Annotated in this window: 14 protein-coding genes; 11 read left to right on the top strand and 3 right to left on the bottom strand. The window is 57.3% G+C overall.

The features are described from left to right. Complete coding sequence (locus tag ACESQ2_RS04330; protein WP_025107858.1) at positions 1-1,071, top strand: sn-glycerol-3-phosphate import ATP-binding protein UgpC; 1,071 nt, start codon at positions 1-3, stop codon at positions 1,069-1,071. Beyond that, positions 1,068-1,808, top strand: coding sequence for a glycerophosphodiester phosphodiesterase (gene ugpQ / locus ACESQ2_RS04335; protein WP_049070350.1), 741 nt, complete (start codon positions 1,068-1,070; stop codon positions 1,806-1,808). Before ACESQ2_RS04330 ends, ugpQ begins: the two co-directional genes overlap by 4 nt. 23 nt (positions 1,809-1,831) lie before the next feature. On the opposite strand, the gene ACESQ2_RS04340 is transcribed toward ugpQ, so the two are convergent. Next, positions 1,832-2,152, bottom strand: coding sequence for a DUF2756 family protein (locus tag ACESQ2_RS04340; protein WP_004855016.1), 321 nt, complete (start codon positions 2,150-2,152; stop codon positions 1,832-1,834). 299 nt (positions 2,153-2,451) lie between these two features. Between ACESQ2_RS04340 and ggt the strand changes: the two genes are divergently transcribed. Further along, a complete protein-coding gene (gene ggt / locus ACESQ2_RS04345) occupies positions 2,452-4,194 on the top strand; it encodes a gamma-glutamyltransferase (RefSeq protein ID WP_004855015.1) in 1,743 nt (580 codons plus the stop codon). 50 nt (positions 4,195-4,244) lie between these two features. Here ggt and yhhY read toward each other — a convergent pair whose 3' ends face one another. Continuing rightward, positions 4,245-4,736, bottom strand: a complete 492-nt coding sequence (yhhY, locus tag ACESQ2_RS04350; protein ID WP_014839699.1) for an N-acetyltransferase — start codon at positions 4,734-4,736, stop codon at positions 4,245-4,247. Between the two features lie 246 nt (positions 4,737-4,982). Next, a complete protein-coding gene (locus tag ACESQ2_RS04355) occupies positions 4,983-5,642 on the bottom strand; it encodes a polymer-forming cytoskeletal protein (protein WP_286115287.1) in 660 nt (219 codons plus the stop codon). 253 nt (positions 5,643-5,895) lie between these two features. Here ACESQ2_RS04355 and ACESQ2_RS04360 point away from each other — a divergent pair, with 253 nt between their 5' ends. From ACESQ2_RS04360 to glgX, 8 genes are all read left to right on the top strand, one after another. Then, complete coding sequence (locus ACESQ2_RS04360; protein ID WP_345911752.1) at positions 5,896-6,933, top strand: oxidoreductase; 1,038 nt, start codon at positions 5,896-5,898, stop codon at positions 6,931-6,933. Between the two features lie 121 nt (positions 6,934-7,054). Beyond that, positions 7,055-7,750, top strand: a complete 696-nt coding sequence (locus ACESQ2_RS04365; protein WP_025107853.1) for a pirin family protein — start codon at positions 7,055-7,057, stop codon at positions 7,748-7,750. Positions 7,751-7,864: 114 nt separating this feature from the next. Beyond that, positions 7,865-8,860 carry a gluconate operon transcriptional repressor GntR gene (gene gntR, locus ACESQ2_RS04370; RefSeq protein ID WP_004106498.1) on the top strand — a complete coding sequence of 332 codons (996 nt, stop codon included), beginning with the start codon at positions 7,865-7,867 and terminating at the stop codon, positions 8,858-8,860. A gap of 181 nt (positions 8,861-9,041) precedes the next feature. Continuing rightward, positions 9,042-9,572 (top strand): gluconokinase, encoded by a 531-nt coding sequence (gene gntK / locus ACESQ2_RS04375; protein ID WP_032694236.1) that lies wholly within the window; start codon positions 9,042-9,044, stop codon positions 9,570-9,572. Then, a complete protein-coding gene (gene gntU, locus ACESQ2_RS04380; RefSeq protein WP_014227075.1) occupies positions 9,572-10,912 on the top strand; it encodes a gluconate transporter in 1,341 nt (446 codons plus the stop codon). Before gntK ends, gntU begins: the two co-directional genes overlap by 1 nt. A gap of 452 nt (positions 10,913-11,364) precedes the next feature. Continuing rightward, positions 11,365-12,471 carry an aspartate-semialdehyde dehydrogenase gene (gene asd, locus ACESQ2_RS04385; protein ID WP_004854992.1) on the top strand — a complete coding sequence of 369 codons (1,107 nt, stop codon included), beginning with the start codon at positions 11,365-11,367 and terminating at the stop codon, positions 12,469-12,471. A 248-nt stretch (positions 12,472-12,719) separates the two neighbouring features. Next, positions 12,720-14,906, top strand: a complete 2,187-nt coding sequence (gene glgB / locus ACESQ2_RS04390) for a 1,4-alpha-glucan branching enzyme (protein ID WP_014227074.1) — start codon at positions 12,720-12,722, stop codon at positions 14,904-14,906. Further along, entirely contained in the window at positions 14,903-16,879 is a 1,977-nt protein-coding gene (gene glgX / locus ACESQ2_RS04395; RefSeq protein ID WP_038422958.1) for a glycogen debranching protein GlgX, read from the top strand. The genes glgB and glgX overlap by 4 nt, the downstream gene beginning before the upstream one ends. The last annotated feature ends 52 nt before the right edge of the window (positions 16,880-16,931 follow it).

Genomic DNA, 16,931 nt, shown 5'->3' on the forward strand with positions numbered 1-16,931 from the left:
ATGGCAGGACTTAAGCTACAGGCAGTAACCAAAAGCTGGGATGGCAAAACCCAGGTGATCCAGCCGCTGACGCTGGACGTCGCGGACGGCGAATTTATTGTGATGGTGGGTCCCTCGGGCTGCGGAAAATCAACCCTGCTGCGCATGGTGGCGGGCCTGGAGCGGGTCACCAGCGGCGATATCTGGATCGACCGCAAGCGCGTCACCGAAATGGAACCGAAAGATCGCGGTATTGCGATGGTGTTCCAGAACTACGCCCTCTACCCGCATATGAGCGTGGAAGAGAATATGGCGTGGGGCCTGAAAATTCGCGGTTTAGGTAAAGGATTAATTGCCGAACGTGTCCAGGAAGCGGCGCGCATTCTGGAGCTGGATGGCCTGCTGAAGCGCCGTCCGCGCGAACTCTCTGGCGGCCAGCGCCAGCGCGTGGCGATGGGGCGGGCTATCGTGCGCGACCCGGCGGTATTCCTGTTTGATGAGCCGCTCTCCAACCTCGATGCCAAACTGCGCGTGCAGATGCGTCTGGAGCTGCAGCAGCTGCACCGTCGGCTGAAAACCACCTCGCTGTACGTGACGCACGATCAGGTGGAAGCCATGACCCTCGCGCAGCGGGTGATGGTGATGAATAAAGGCATCGCCGAGCAGATTGGTACGCCGGTCGAGGTCTACGAAAAACCGGCCAGCCGCTTTGTGGCGAGCTTTATCGGCAGCCCGGCAATGAACCTGCTGGAAGGCCGGGTCAGCGACGACGGTAGCCGCTTCGAGCTTGAGGGCGGGATGCTTTTACCCATCAACAGCGAGCATCGCCGCTATGCCGGGCGTAAGATGACCCTGGGTATCCGTCCGGAACATTTTGCATTAAGCTCCGAGGCGGAAGGTGGCGTACCGCTGGTGATGGATACGCTGGAAATTTTAGGTGCCGATAACCTCGCCCACGGGCGCTGGGGCGAGCAAAAGCTGGTGGTCCGGCTGCCGCACCAGCAGCGTCCGCAGGCGGGCAGCACCCTGTGGCTGCATCTGCCGCAGGAAAGTCTGCATCTTTTTGATAGTGAAACAGGACAACGCGCATGAGTCACTGGCCTTATCCTCATATCGTCGCCCACCGCGGCGGCGGTAAACTGGCTCCGGAAAATACCCTGGCGGCCATCGATACCGGCGCTCGTTACGGCCATACGATGATTGAGTTTGACGCTAAGTTATCGAAAGACGGGCAGATTTTTTTACTGCACGATGACAATCTCGAACGCACCAGCAACGGCTGGGGCGTGGCGGGCGAACTGGCGTGGAACGATCTGCTAAAAGTGGATGCCGGCAGCTGGTACAGCGGCGAGTTCAAAGGCGAGCCGCTGCCGCTGCTGAGCGAGGTGGCCGACCGCTGCCGTCAGCACGGCATGATGGCCAATATCGAAATTAAACCGACCACCGGCACCGGGCCGCTGACCGGCAAAGCGGTGGCGCTGGCGGCGCGTGAGCTGTGGCAGGGAATGACACCGCCGCTGCTCTCATCGTTTGACGTTGATGCGCTGGAAGCCGCGCAGGAGGCGGTGCCCGAACTGCCGCGCGGGCTGCTGCTGGATGAGTGGCGCAACGACTGGTGCGAACTGACCGCGCGTCTCGGCTGCGTCTCTATTCACCTCAACCATAAGCTGCTGGATGAAGCGCGCGTGGCGAGCCTGAAGGCCGCGGGCCTGCATATTCTGGTCTATACCGTTAACAAACCGCAGCGCGCCGCCGAGCTGCTGCGTTGGGGCGTGGACAGCATCTGCACCGATGCGATTGACGTCATCGGCCCCAACTTCCCGGCGTAACCCGCTTCTGCGTCAGGCGGCCCTTACGGGGTCGTCTGGCGCTGCAGCATCCCACCGTTGGTGTTAGGGAGAGGCTGCTCACGGGTCAGATTGTTATTCTGCTGTACCCGCTGCCGATCGTTATTCAACTGCGTCTGAAGATGCTGCTGCTGCGCGCGCGACTGGCTTTGAATACCCTGCTTAAGATTGTTTTGCTGCTGCATTTGCTGGGTCTGCATCTGATTTTGCATCCGCTGCTGGCTGGGCACCACGTACCCCGGCTGATTGGGGTTATTGTCGATATTGATCGGCTGCGCCATAACGCTCAGCGGCAGCAGCGCCGCCAGATATAACATTGCTTTCATTGTTCTCTCCTCACTTCGGGGGATCGCTTAAGTTTACTCCCTTTCCGGCGCAACAATGATCTTTTAGGACTTATCAGCCAGGCTTATACCCTGAATAATTCGAGTCGCAGGACAAACCGGTTAACCGTTTTGAACAGCGTTTGCGCTGGCCCCGTAAGGGGCGAGGCCTCAGGCCGGGTAATGCGGCCCGATGAGCTTACTCGGGTAAGTGATTCGGGTAAACGAGCGTAGCCAACGTCCGTGCGACCTGGAGTATGACGGGTATAGACGGGGATAAAACACATTTCAGGAGTATGACAATGATAAGAACAACGCTCTGGCGTCAGGTGGTCATCGCTGCGTTGCTGGCGGGCGGCAGTTTTACCGTTGCGGCAGATCCCGCCCCTCCGCCGGTATCTTATGGCGTAGAGGAAGATGTATTTCACCCGGTCCGCGCTCAGCAGGGGATGGTGGCCTCGGTGGACGCGCTGGCAACGAAGGTAGGCGTGGATATTCTGCGTCAGGGCGGCAACGCGGTCGATGCCGCCGTGGCGGTGGGCTACGCGCTGGCGGTCACCCATCCGCAGGCCGGTAATATCGGCGGCGGCGGGTTTATGATGCTGCGGACCAAAGACGGTAATACCACGGCGATCGACTTCCGCGAGATGGCCCCGGAACAGGCCACCCGGGATATGTTTCTCGACGATCAGGGCAACCCGGACAGCAAGAAATCGCTGACCTCGCATCTGGCTTCAGGCACGCCGGGCACCGTCGCCGGGTTCTCCCTCGCGCTGGAAAAATACGGCACAATGCCGCTCAACAAAGTGATTCGCCCGGCGATTAAGCTGGCCGAAGAGGGCTTCACGGTAAATGATGCGCTGGCCGACGACCTGAAAACCTACGGCAGCGAAGTGATCCCCGACCATGCCAACAGCCGGGCTATCTTCTGGAAAAACGGCGAGCCGCTGAAAAAGGGCGATAAGCTGGTGCAAAAACAGCTGGGGAAAAGCCTGGAGCTGATTGCCGAGCTGGGGCCGGATGCCTTCTATAAAGGCGCGATTGCCGACCAGATTGCCGCTGAGATGAAGAATAACGGCGGGCTTATCACCAAAGCGGATCTGGCGAATTACAAAGCGGTCGAACGTACGCCGGTGAGCGGCGAGTATCGCGGCTATCAGGTATTCTCGATGCCGCCCCCATCGTCCGGGGGCATTCATATCGTGCAGATCCTCAATATCCTCGAAAACTTCGATATGCATAAGTACGGCTTCGGCAGCGCCGACGCCATGCAGGTGATGGCGGAAGCCGAAAAGCACGCCTATGCCGACCGTTCGGAATACCTTGGCGATCCGGACTTCGTCAAGGTGCCGTGGCAGGCGCTGACCAGCAAAGCGTACGCCAAATCGATTGCTGAGCAGATTGATATCAATAAGGCGAAGCCGTCGAGCCAGATTCGCCCCGGTAAGCTGGCGCCGTATGAAAGCAATCAGACCACCCATTTCTCGGTAGTGGATAAGGACGGTAACGCCGTTGCCGTGACCTATACGCTGAATACGACCTTTGGAACCGGCATCGTGGCGGGGAACTCCGGCATTCTGCTGAATAATCAGATGGATGATTTCTCAGCTAAACCCGGCGTGCCAAACGTCTACGGGCTGGTGGGCGGTGACGCCAACGCCGTCGAGCCGAAAAAACGTCCGCTGTCGTCGATGTCGCCAACGATTGTGGTGAAAGATGGCAAAACCTGGCTGGTGACCGGTAGCCCCGGCGGCAGCCGCATCATCACCACCGTCCTGCAGATGGTGGTGAATACCATTGATTTCGGAATGAACGTCGCGGAAGCCACCAACGCCCCGCGCTTCCATCATCAATGGCTGCCGGACGAACTGCGTGTAGAGAAGGGATTTAGCCCGGATACGCTGAAGCTGCTGGAGAGCAAAGGGCAGAAAGTGGCGGTGAAAGAGGCGATGGGCAGCACCCAGAGTATTATGGTTGGCCCGGACGGCACGCTGTACGGCGCATCCGATCCGCGTTCCCCGGATGATTTAACGGCAGGGTATTAGGTTTACCCTCACTCCGACCCTCTCCCTGCCGGGAGAGGGTTAGTTGAGCGTCACCCCTTCAGCCGCGCCATAAAGTAGGCATCGACATATTCGCCGTTGCGCAGGGCATACTTTCTCCCCGTCCCTTCAATTTCAAAGCCTAATTTCTGATACACCGCCACCGCGGGAGCGTTATCCACAAACACCGTCAACTCAATACGGTCAACGCGGAGCCAGTTGTCGCACATGTCGATCATGGTGCGAATCAGCTCGCTGGCAACGCCGCGATTGTGCCATCGTGAATCCACGCAAATGCCGAAATCGGCGACGTGGCTCCGGCGCGGGCGCTGGATAACCTCAATGGCGAGGTGTCCCACGACCTGGTCATCTATGCTGGCGACCAGCTGTTTGACGCCCGGTCGGTCGGTTAGTCGCTCGTGCCACATATGGCTGGAAGGATGAGGAACCTGTAGCGTATTGCGATATACCTCCGGCTGAGCATGGATCTGATGGATTGCGTCGTAATCTTTGGCTTCGGCATGGCGTATCACTATGTCGCTCATTCTTCATTTACCTTTTTGGGTTAATCGTCCCCTTAAAGATCGCTGACTTTAAAAAAGGGAGCAACGCCTATTTTTTGCAAAAAGAGGTGGACAAGTGCGAATGAGAATGATTATTATTGCTCTGCATTCAGGGAGACCCTTGCGGAAAGCCTGAAAGCACGACATTGCTCACATTGCTTCCAGTATTACTTTAGCCAGCCGGGTGCTGGCTTTTTTTTTGCTTTTTTTAGCCTGCATTCGAAGACGCTACTGCGCCGCTTCTGCGGTGTGTCTGTCTGCTCTGTTTTTGGTTTCAGCCGCGGTATCCGCGATAAACCCCACCACGTTACTCTTATCTGCCGCCGCAGGCAGCAGCTCTGCCTGGCCGGAAAAAACGCCGCCCTTGTTAATGGCCAGCGTGCGGTAGGCCAACGTGCCGGTGACCTGGCCGTTCTTATCGATTTCAATCGTCTCGCTGCGGCACTGGCCGAGGATGCAGCCGTCGATAATCAGCTCGCGGCAGGTGATATTTCCCTCGACCAGGCCTCCGGCCATAATCTTAATCTGGCTCTCTTCGGCGTCGATATTGCCGCTTACGGTACCGTAAATATCGACATCTCCCTCGGCGATAATATTGCCGTCAAAGCGGATGCCGCTGGCGATAACCGTGGCGGCAGGTTTGCGGGAAACGGCTAACGGGGATGCGCTGTTGAGTACCGGCGTAGCCGCCGTCTGTGGCGTCGCTTCAATGTTTTTATTCTTTTTAAACATATGGTTAATCCGATGATATTGAAAATGAAAAACGAAAGATGACAAGGAGAAAGAGCCCGATAGCCAGGCCAGATACGTGGATTCGCAGCACCAGGCCATCAGGCCAAGCAGCCAAAAGAGAAGGGCGCTATTCAGGGCAATATACTTGCTTTCCATACGAACGAGATGGCTACTCCTTTAGTCATCGTGTTTTGGGAAACGGCGAGCGCGATACGGCGTCATGCTCCCACGCGCTGGATAAAAAACGTTCTTTTCCCGAGGGCCCTCTTATCCAGAATTTAGGCCGTAGGGTCAATGAATTTGAGCGTTAAATTTTACATTTAAGAATTTGGCACACTTATTGAAGGGGTTAAGTTCGCAGCCAGCTTGCGCTATGGTTAATAGCAGAGACCTAACAAAGGACCGCGTTATGACTTTGCACTGCGCATTTATTGGATTCGGCAAAAGCACCACCCGCTACCATCTTCCCTATGTCCTGCACCGAAAAGACCGCTGGCACGTGGCGCATATCTTTCGCCGCAGCGCAAAGCCGGAGGAACAGGCACCGGCATACTCGCATATTCACTTCACCAGCGACCTCGACGAAGTGCTTAACGATCCGCAGGTCAAGCTGGTGATTGTGTGCACCCATGCGGACAGCCATTTTGCCTATGCCAAAAGGGCGCTGGAGGCGGGCAAAAATGTGCTGGTCGAAAAGCCCTTTACCCCGACCCTTGACGAGGCAAAAACGCTATTCGCCCTGGCGAAAAGCAAGGGATTAACGGTCACGCCGTACCAGAATCGTCGCTTCGACTCCTGCTTCCTGACCACGAAGAAAGTGATTGAGAGCGGAAAGCTGGGCGAGATCGTCGAGATTGAAAACCATTTTGACAACTATCGCCCGGTAGATAGAGGGAAACCCGGCCTGCCTCAGGACGGCACGTTTTACGGCCTGGGCGTCCATACCCTGGACCAAATTATCTCCCTGTTCGGTCGCCCTGACCATGTCTCTTACGACATCCGTAGCCTGCGCAACAAGGCCAATCCGGACGATACCTTTGAGGCCCAGCTGTTCTACGGCAACCTGAAGGCGATTGTCAAAACCAGCCATCTGGTGAAGCTGCCCTACCCAAAATTCATCGTCCATGGTCATAAAGGGTCGTTTATTAAATATGGTATCGACCAGCAGGAGACCAGCCTGAAGGCCAATATTATGCCGGGCGAGCCGGGATTCGGCGCGGACGACACGGTTGGTCTGCTGGAGTACGTCAATGAGGCGGGCGAAACCGTACGGGAAGAGATCCCGCTTGAAACCGGCGACTATGGGCGGGTCTATGATTCGCTGTATGAAACCCTCGTTAACGGTCAGCCAAATTTCGTCAAGGAATCTGACGTTCTCACGAATCTGGAGATCCTCGAACGCGGCTTTGAACAGCCATCTCCAGCCACGATTACCCTTACCCGATAAGCCCTCATGGCTCCTCTGCACTCGTTCATATTTTTTGAACAGAGGAGTCAATTTTCACCCTCTATGATCGCCAGGGGATTGGGTCCACACTTATCCCATCGAAAACATACGGGGGTGCAACATGATCTACTTACGCAAAGCTAACGAACGCGGCCACGCTAACCACGGCTGGCTGGATTCCTGGCATACTTTCTCTTTCGCGAACTATTACGACCCTAACTTTATGGGCTTCTCGGCGCTGCGGGTGATCAATGACGACGTGATTGATGCAGGCCAGGGCTTCGGAACCCATCCGCACAAGGACATGGAAATCCTGACCTACGTGCTGGAAGGGGCCGTTGAGCACCAGGACAGCATGGGGAATAAAGAGCAGGTGCCGGCGGGTGAGTTCCAGATCATGAGCGCGGGTACCGGGATTCGTCACTCGGAGTACAACCCAAGCAACACGGAAAAACTGCATCTGTACCAGATCTGGATTATGCCGGAAAAAAATGGCATCACGCCGCGCTACGAACAGCGCCGCTTTGACGCCGCGCAGGGCAAACAGCTGGTGCTGTCGCCGGATGCCCGCGAAGGTTCGCTGAAGGTGTACCAGGATATGGAACTGTACCGCTGGGCGCTGCTGAAAGACGAGCAGTCGGTGCACCAGATTGCCGCTGAACGGCGGGTGTGGATCCAGGTGGTGAAAGGTGACGTCACCATCAACGGAACGAAGGCCACCACCAGCGATGGCCTGGCCATTTGGGACGAGCAGGCGATTTCCGTACACGCCGACGGCGATAGCGAAATTCTGCTGTTCGATCTGCCGCCCGTCTGATTGTTCTCCGATCGGGTCTAAATAAATTGCGCAACCTTCCCTGATGTTAGGGAAGGTTGCGCTTTGTCCGTGATAAACTGAGAAAATGTTTCCCCGTTGATCGCAGTCAGGACGATGAAAAAGAAAAGACCCGTACTTCAGGATGTAGCCGATCTTGTCGGCGTGACCAAAATGACGGTCAGTCGCTACTTACGTAACCCGGAACAGGTTTCCGAAGCGCTGCGTGGCAAGATTGCCGTTGCTCTCGATGAACTGGGTTATATTCCTAATCGCGCCCCCGACATCCTCTCGAATGCCACCAGCCGCGCTATTGGCGTGCTGCTGCCCTCGTTAACTAACCAGGTTTTCTCAGAAGTGCTGCGCGGTATTGAAAGCGTGACCGACTCTTTCGGTTATCAGACGATGCTGGCGCACTACGGCTATAAGCCGGAAATGGAAGAAAAACGCCTGGAATCCATGCTTTCCTGGAATATTGACGGCCTGATTCTTACCGAACGAACCCATACGCCGCGCACCCTGAAGATGATTGAAGTGGCGGGTATCCCGGTTGTGGAGCTGATGGACAGCCAGTCGCCGTGCCTCGATATCGCCGTCGGCTTTGATAACTTTGAAGCGGCCCGGCAGATGACCGCGGCGATTATCAATCATGGCCATCGTCACGTTGCCTATCTTGGCGCACGTCTTGATGAACGTACTATCATCAAACAGAAGGGGTATGAGCAGGCGATGCTTGATGCCGGAATGACGCCCTACAGCGTGATGGTTGAGCAGTCTTCCTCTTATTCATCGGGGATTGAGCTGATGCGCCAGGCGCGTCGCGAATATCCGCAGCTTGACGGCATTTTCTGTACCAACGATGACCTTGCGGTCGGCGCGGCGTTTGAGTGCCAGCGGCTGGGGCTTAAAATCCCTGACGATATGGCGATTGCCGGTTTCCACGGCCACGATATCGGCCAGGTGATGGAGCCGCGCCTGGCCAGCGTGCTGACGCCGCGCGAGCGGATGGGGCGGATTGGTGCTGAACGTCTGCTGGCGCGTATTCGCGGTGAAGCGGTGACGCCTAAGATGTTAGATTTAGGTTTCACATTGTCACCGGGCGGATCTATTTAAACTGACAAATTTGAAGTAGATCACACATATTCACATCTGGCACGAATGGTTATTGCTTCTCCACAACTCCGGCATGACAATGTTACCGATAACAGTTACCCGTAACAATTAACCTGTACGCCAGTATTCCACGCCGTTAAACGCTGCCAGGCTGCGCGTATGTGTCCAGTGGGAGGAAGCTTTGAGCACGACTAACCATGATCACCACATCTATGTCCTGATGGGCGTTTCCGGCAGCGGCAAATCCGCTGTCGCCAGCGAAGTGGCGCATCAACTGCACGCCGCGTTTCTCGACGGCGACTTTCTGCATCCGCGCAGCAACATCAACAAGATGGCTTCCGGCGAACCGTTAAATGACGATGACCGCACCCCGTGGCTGCAGGCGCTGAACGATGCCGCGTTTGCCATGCAGCGTACCAATAAAGTGTCGCTGATTGTCTGCTCCGCGCTGAAAAAGAGCTACCGCGACATCCTGCGTAAAGGTAACCCGAACCTCTCATTTATCTACCTGAAAGGCGACTTCGCGGTTATCGAACAACGTCTGAAGGCGCGTAAAGGCCACTTCTTTAAAACTCAGATGCTGGTCACGCAGTTTGAAACGCTGCAGGAACCGGGCGCGGATGAAAACGATGTTTTAATCGTCGATATCGACCAGTCATTGGAAGGCGTGGTCGCCAGCACCATTGAGGTGATCAACAAAGGCAGTAAATAGTGAGTACATTAACGCTTGTTTTAACAGCAGTCGGCTCCGTTTTGCTGCTGCTGTTTTTAGTGATGAAGGCGCGTATGCATGCCTTCGTGGCTTTGATGGTGGTTTCTATTGGAGCAGGGCTTTTTTCCGGAATGCCGTTGGACAAGATCGCGGCGACGATGGAAAAAGGCATGGGCGGCACGCTGGGCTTTCTGGCTATCGTCGTCGCGCTGGGGGCTATGTTCGGTAAGATCCTGCATGAAACCGGCGCGGTCGACCAGATTGCCGTTAAGATGCTGAAATCTTTCGGCCACAATCGCGCCCACTATGCGATAGGCCTGGCCGGACTTATCTGCGCGCTGCCGCTGTTTTTCGAAGTGGCGATCGTGCTGCTGATCAGCGTGGCTTTCTCAATGGCGCGCCACACCGGCACCAACCTGGTGAAGCTGGTGATCCCGCTGTTTGCTGGCGTAGCCGCTGCGGCCGCGTTCCTGCTGCCGGGGCCCGCGCCGATGCTGCTGGCCTCGCAGATGCACGCCGACTTTGGCTGGATGATCCTGATTGGCCTGTGCGCCGCGATCCCGGGGATGATTATCGCCGGACCGCTGTGGGGTAACTTTATCAGCCGTTACGTTGAGCTGCATATTCCGGACGATATTAGCGAGCCGCACCTCGGCGAAGGCAAAATGCCGTCATTCGGCTTCAGCCTGTCGCTGATTCTGCTGCCGCTGGTGCTGGTTGGCCTGAAAACTATCGCCGCGCGCTTTGTGCCGGAAGGCTCTACCGCCTACGAATGGTTTGAGTTTATTGGCCATCCGTTTACCGCGATTCTGGTGGCGTGCCTGGTGGCTATCTATGGCCTGGCGGTACGTCAGGGGATGGCCAAAGATCGGGTGATGGAGATTTGCGGTCATGCGCTCCAGCCTGCGGGCATTATCCTGCTGGTCATCGGTGCGGGCGGCGTGTTCAAACAGGTGCTGGTCGACTCTGGCGTCGGTCCTGCCCTCGGCGAAGCGTTGACCGGTATGGGCCTGCCGATTGCCATCACCTGCTTCGTGCTGGCGGCGGCGGTGCGTATTATTCAGGGCTCCGCGACCGTTGCCTGCCTGACGGCCGTTGGGCTGGTGATGCCGGTTATCGAACAGCTGCACTACAGCGGCGCGCAGATGGCGGCGCTCTCTATCTGCATCGCCGGCGGCTCTATTGTCGTCAGCCACGTTAACGACGCGGGCTTCTGGCTGTTCGGTAAGTTTACCGGCGCGACCGAAGCGCAAACGCTGAAGACCTGGACGATGATGGAAACCATCCTCGGCACCGTCGGGGCGATTGTCGGCATGATTGCGTTTACGCTATTGAGCTAAACGACAAAGTGAAACACCCGGCGGAGCGAGGCGATGCCGGGTTAATTTTTCCGCTCTACTTATATCGAAAACCCTTAGCTTTACCCCTCTCCCGATCTGCCACTATCAGAAATACGATAAACGTCATACGGCTCACAAACCCGCGCCACGCCTGGCTTTAACCGGTTTGGTTAGCAAGAGTAAAACAACCGAATTTCTGCCGTAATCCATAATCCTGATCAATAAAATAGCGGCGGAAAATATTTCCTTCGCGATATAAATTCCCTGATAATTATTAGGGTATTCCGGGGGGCCAGCGACGGCTGCCGCTATGCAAAATTAGTTACGTTACTGATTGCCTGGCAATCATTGATTAATTTCACTTGCGACTTTAGCTGCATTTTGTAATGTGAAGGACTAACCAGTAGGAAACTGGCCTGGAACAAACAGCACACACCTCGCAGGAATACGTTATGAAAAATGTTGGTTTTATCGGCTGGCGCGGAATGGTCGGCTCTGTCCTCATGCAACGCATGGTTGAAGAGCGCGATTTTGATGCCATTCGCCCTGTTTTTTTCTCCACCTCCCAGCTGGGGCAGCCTGCTCCATCTTTTGGTGGCAGTACCGGTGGCACGCTTCAGGATGCATTCGATCTGGAAGCACTGAAGGCGCTGGACATTATTGTCACGTGTCAGGGCGGCGATTACACCAACGATATTTACCCGAAGCTGCGTGAAAGCGGCTGGCAGGGCTACTGGATTGACGCCGCCTCTTCGCTGCGCATGAAAGACGACGCCATCATCATTCTCGACCCGGTGAACCAGGACGTTATCACCGCCGGTCTGAACAACGGCGTTAAAACCTTTGTCGGCGGCAACTGTACCGTCAGCCTGATGCTGATGTCTCTCGGCGGCCTGTTTGCTCAGGATCTGGTTGAGTGGGTTAGCGTGGCGACTTATCAGGCGGCTTCCGGCGGCGGTGCGCGGCATATGCGCGAGCTGCTGACCCAGATGGGCCAGCTGCACAGCCATGTTGCGGCTGAGCTGGCGGATCCGGCTTCCGCGATCCTGGATATTGAACGCAAGGTCACCTCGTTGACCCGCAGCGGCGAGCTGGCGGTAGACAACTTTGGCGTTCCTCTGGCGGGCAGCCTGATCCCATGGATCGACAAACAGCTGGATAACGGCCAGAGCCGTGAAGAGTGGAAAGGCCAGGCGGAGACCAACAAAATTCTCGCGACCGCCTCACCGATTCCGGTAGACGGCCTGTGCGTTCGCGTTGGCGCGCTGCGCTGCCATAGCCAGGCGTTCACCATCAAGCTGAAAAAAGATGTTTCTATTCCGACCGTTGAGGAACTGCTGGCCGCGCATAACCCGTGGGCCAAAGTGGTACCGAACGATCGTGATATCACCATGCGTGAGCTGACTCCGGCTGCCGTTACCGGCACCCTTACCACCCCGGTGGGTCGCCTGCGTAAACTGAACATGGGGCCGGAGTATCTGTCGGCCTTCACCGTTGGTGACCAGCTGCTGTGGGGGGCCGCCGAGCCGCTCCGCCGCATGCTAAGACAGCTGGCGTAGTCGTCACAAGATGAGAAAAGGGGTGTTGAAACACCCCTTTTTTTTGCGTAATACAAGGAGTAAACGCGAATGTTAGATTTTTCCCAACGGAGGTAACTCAGCCTTGGCTATGCTTTAAGTAAGGAGTCACGATGTCTCCTTACCTGAAGGTGGGACGGAGCAGGGGGACGCATAACGTGCTGCGCCGTTCAGGTCAAAAAAAAGTCGCCGGATACAGGAAAGGGCGACACCTACAACAGGATGAAACCATGTCTAATCGTATTGATAAGGACGTGATTAATGCGCTTATCGCCGGCCATTTTGCGGATCCTTTTTCCGTGCTTGGCATGCATTACACCGACGCCGGGCTGGAAGTTCGTGCATTATTACCCGATGCCACCGATGTGTGGGTCATTGAACCAAAAACCGGACGCAAAGTCGGCAAGCTGGAATGCCTCGACTCGCGCGGTTTCTTCAGCGGCGTTCTGCCGCGTCGTAAAAATCCTTTTCGCTATCAGCTGGCCGTCACCTGGCACGGGCAGCAGAACCTGATTGATGACCCGTACCGTTTTGGTCCGCTGCTGCAGGATCTCGATGTCTGGCTGCTGTCGGAAGGCACGCATCTGCGTCCTTATGAAACGCTGGGCGCGCATGCCGATACCATGGACGGCGTGGTCGGTACGCGTTTCTCCGTATGGGCGCCGAATGCCCGCCGGGTATCGGTCGTCGGCCAGTTTAACTACTGGGACGGCCGCCGCCACCCGATGCGCCTGCGTAAAGAGTCCGGCATCTGGGAGCTGTTTGTTCCCGGCGCGCTGAACGGCCAGCTGTATAAATTCGAGCTTATTGATGCCCACGGCAACCTGCGGGTGAAGTCCGATCCTTACGCTTTTGAAGCGCAAATGCGCCCGGAGAGCGCCTCGCTCATCTGCGGGCTGCCGGAAAAGGTCGCACAGCCGCCGGAGCGCAAGCAGGCTAACCAGTTTGATGCGCCGATCTCGATTTATGAAGTACACCTCGGCTCCTGGCGCCGCCACACCGATAATAACTTCTGGCTGAGCTATCGCGAGCTTGCCGACCAGCTGGTCCCGTATGCCAAATGGATGGGCTTTACCCACCTCGAACTGCTGCCGGTTAACGAGCATCCGTTTGACGGCAGCTGGGGCTACCAGCCGACCGGGCTGTACGCGCCCACCCGTCGCTTCGGTACCCGGGAGGATTTCCGCTACTTTATCAACGCCGCGCACGCCGCGGGGCTTAACGTTATTCTGGACTGGGTGCCTGGCCATTTTCCGGCGGATGACTTTGCGCTCGCCTCGTTTGACGGCACCTCGCTGTATGAACACAGCGACCCGCGCGAAGGCTACCACCAGGACTGGAACACCCTGATTTACAACTACGGCCGCCGCGAGGTCAGCAATTACCTGGTCGGCAATGCGCTGTACTGGATCGAACGCTTCGGCATTGACGCGCTGCGGGTTGATGCGGTGGCGTCGATGATTTATCGCGACTACAGCCGCAAGCAGGGCGAGTGGGTGCCGAACGAATTCGGCGGTCGGGAAAACCTTGAAGCGATTGAGTTTCTGCGCAATACCAACCGCGTGCTGGGCGAACAGACGCCGGGCGCGGTAACCATGGCGGAAGAGTCGACCGATTTTCCCGGCGTTTCTCGTCCTTCCTCCACCGGCGGGCTGGGTTTCTGGTTCAAGTGGAACCTCGGCTGGATGCACGACACCCTCGACTACATGAAGCTGGACCCGGTGCATCGCCGTCATCATCACGACAAGATGACCTTCGGTATGCTCTACAACTACACCGAAAACTTTGTCCTGCCGCTCTCTCATGATGAAGTGGTGCACGGCAAAAAATCGATACTCGACCGCATGCCGGGCGACGCCTGGCAGAAGTTTGCTAACCTGCGCGCCTACTACGGCTGGCTGTTTGCCTTCCCGGGTAAAAAGCTGCTGTTTATGGGCAATGAGTTTGCTCAGGGACGCGAATGGAACCACGACGCAAGCCTCGACTGGCATCTGCTGGAAGGCGGCGATAACTGGCACCACGGCGTCCAGCGGCTGGTGCGCGACCTCAACCATACCTATCGTCACCATAAAGCGCTGCACGAGCTGGATTTCGATCCCTACGGCTTCGAATGGCTGGTGGTGGACGACCATGAGCGTTCGGTATTTATCTTTGTTCGTCGCGACAGGGCGGGCAATGAAATTATCGTCGCCAGCAACTTCACCCCGGTCCCGCGTCATGAGTACCGTTTTGGCATCAACCAGCCCGGCCGCTGGCGTGAAGAGCTCAACACCGACTCCATGCATTACCACGGCAGCAACACCGGCAACGGCGGCGTCGTTGAGAGCGACCCGATCGCCAGCCACGGTCGTGAACACTCCCTCTCCATTACGCTGCCGCCGCTGGCGACGGTGTGGCTGGTGCGGGAGGCGCAATGATCGCACTCACGGCAGGAAAGCCCGCGCCTTTAGGGGCCAGCTACGACGGTAAGGGCGTGAATTTCGCGCTCTTTTCCGCCCATGCGGAGCGGGTGGAACTCTGCGTGTTTGACGAGCAGGGCAATGAGCGACGCGTCGACCTGCCCGCGCGCAGCGGCGATATCTGGCACGGCTGGCTCGCCGATGTCGGGCCTGGCCTGCGCTACGGCTACCGCGTCCACGGGCCCTGGGACCCAGCGCAAGGGCACCGCTTCAACCCGGCGAAGCTGCTGCTTGACCCCTGCTGCCATCAGGTAGACGGCGGGTTGCCTGACGATGAACGTCTCCACGGCGGCGATCGCGTTCCCGATCGTCGCGACAGCGCGGCGATAGCGCCGAAGTCGCGGGTGATCGACCTGCATTACGACTGGCGCGGCGATAAGCCGCCGCGCACGCCGTGGGGCCAGACGGTAATTTATGAAGCCCACGTCAAGGGGCTGACGTATCTGCACCCCGATCTGCCGGAGAATATCCGCGGCACCTATAAAGCGCTCGGTCATCCGGTGATGATCGATTACTTCCGCATGCTGGGCATTACTGCACTAGAGTTAATGCCGGTGGCGCAGTTCGCCAGCGAACCGCGCCTTCAGCGGATGGGGTTAAGCAACTATTGGGGCTACAACCCGCTGGCGATTTTCGCCCTCGACACGCGCTACGCCAGCGCGCCGGAGCAGGCGTTAAACGAGTTTCGCGATGCGGTAAAAGCGCTGCATGCGGCTGGCATCGAAGTGATCCTTGACGTGGTGCTGAACCATAGCGCGGAGATAGACCTGGAAGGGCCGACCTTCTCCCTGCGCGGAATCGATAACCGTAGCTATTATTGGATCAGGGAAGACGGTGATTACCACAACTGGACCGGCTGCGGGAACACCCTCAACCTCAGCCACCCCGGCGTGGTGGAGTATGCCCGCCAGTGCCTGCGTTTTTGGGTTGACGAGTGCCACGTTGACGGCTTTCGTTTCGACCTCGCCTCGGTGATGGGGCGGACGCCGGCGTTTCGTCAGGATGCGCCGCTGTTTGAGGCCATCCGTAACGACCCGCGTCTGGCGGAGGTCAAGCTGATCGCGGAACCCTGGGATATCGGCCCGGGCGGCTACCAGGTGGGTAACTTTCCGCCGCTGTTCGCCGAGTGGAACGACCATTTCCGCGATACCGCGCGTCGATTCTGGCTGCAGCAGAACGTCTCGCTGGGCGACTTCGCTCAGCGTTTTGCCGCATCCAGCGACGTTTTTCAGCGTAACGGCAGAGCGCCTTCGGCGGCGGTTAACCTGGTCACCGCGCACGATGGTTTCACCCTGCGCGACTGCGTTTGTTTCAATCAGAAACATAATGAGGCAAACGGGGAGGAGAATCGCGATGGGACTAACAATAACTACAGCAACAATCATGGTATAGAAGGATTAGAAGGGAGTCTTGCCGTGATTGAACGGCGCCGTGCCAGCGTGCACGCTCTTCTGGCGACGCTACTGCTGGCGCAGGGAACGCCGATGCTGCTGGCGGGTGACGAACACGGTCACAGCCAGCATGGCAACAACAATGCTTACTGTCAGGACAATGCGTTGACCTGGCTGGACTGGAACCATACTAACCGCGGGCTGACCGCGTTCACCGCCGCGTTGATTCATCTGCGCCAGCGCGTTCCGGCTTTAACCGAGAATCGCTGGTGGCAGGAGGGAGACGGCAGCGTTCGCTGGTTAAACCAACATGCGCAGCCGCTGTCCGCCGATGAATGGCAGCACGGTGCGCCGCGTATGCAGATCATATTGTCCGATCGCTGGCTGATGGCGCTCAACGCTACCGCCGAGGTGGCAGAGATGGTTTTACCCGCGGGGGAATGGCGCGCCATTCCACCTTTCGCCGGAGAGGATAATCCGGTCACTATAGCTGTCTGGCATGGGCCCGCGCACGGAGTGTGCGTATTTCAAAGGTCGTAACCTCGGGGCTTCCGGTTGGTCTCGAAGCGGCGGCGCGACGAGAAGGGCAGGC

The organism is Klebsiella sp. Q11 (genome assembly GCF_964241505.1).
GTDB classification, from domain to species: Bacteria; Pseudomonadota; Gammaproteobacteria; order Enterobacterales; family Enterobacteriaceae; genus Klebsiella; species Klebsiella michiganensis.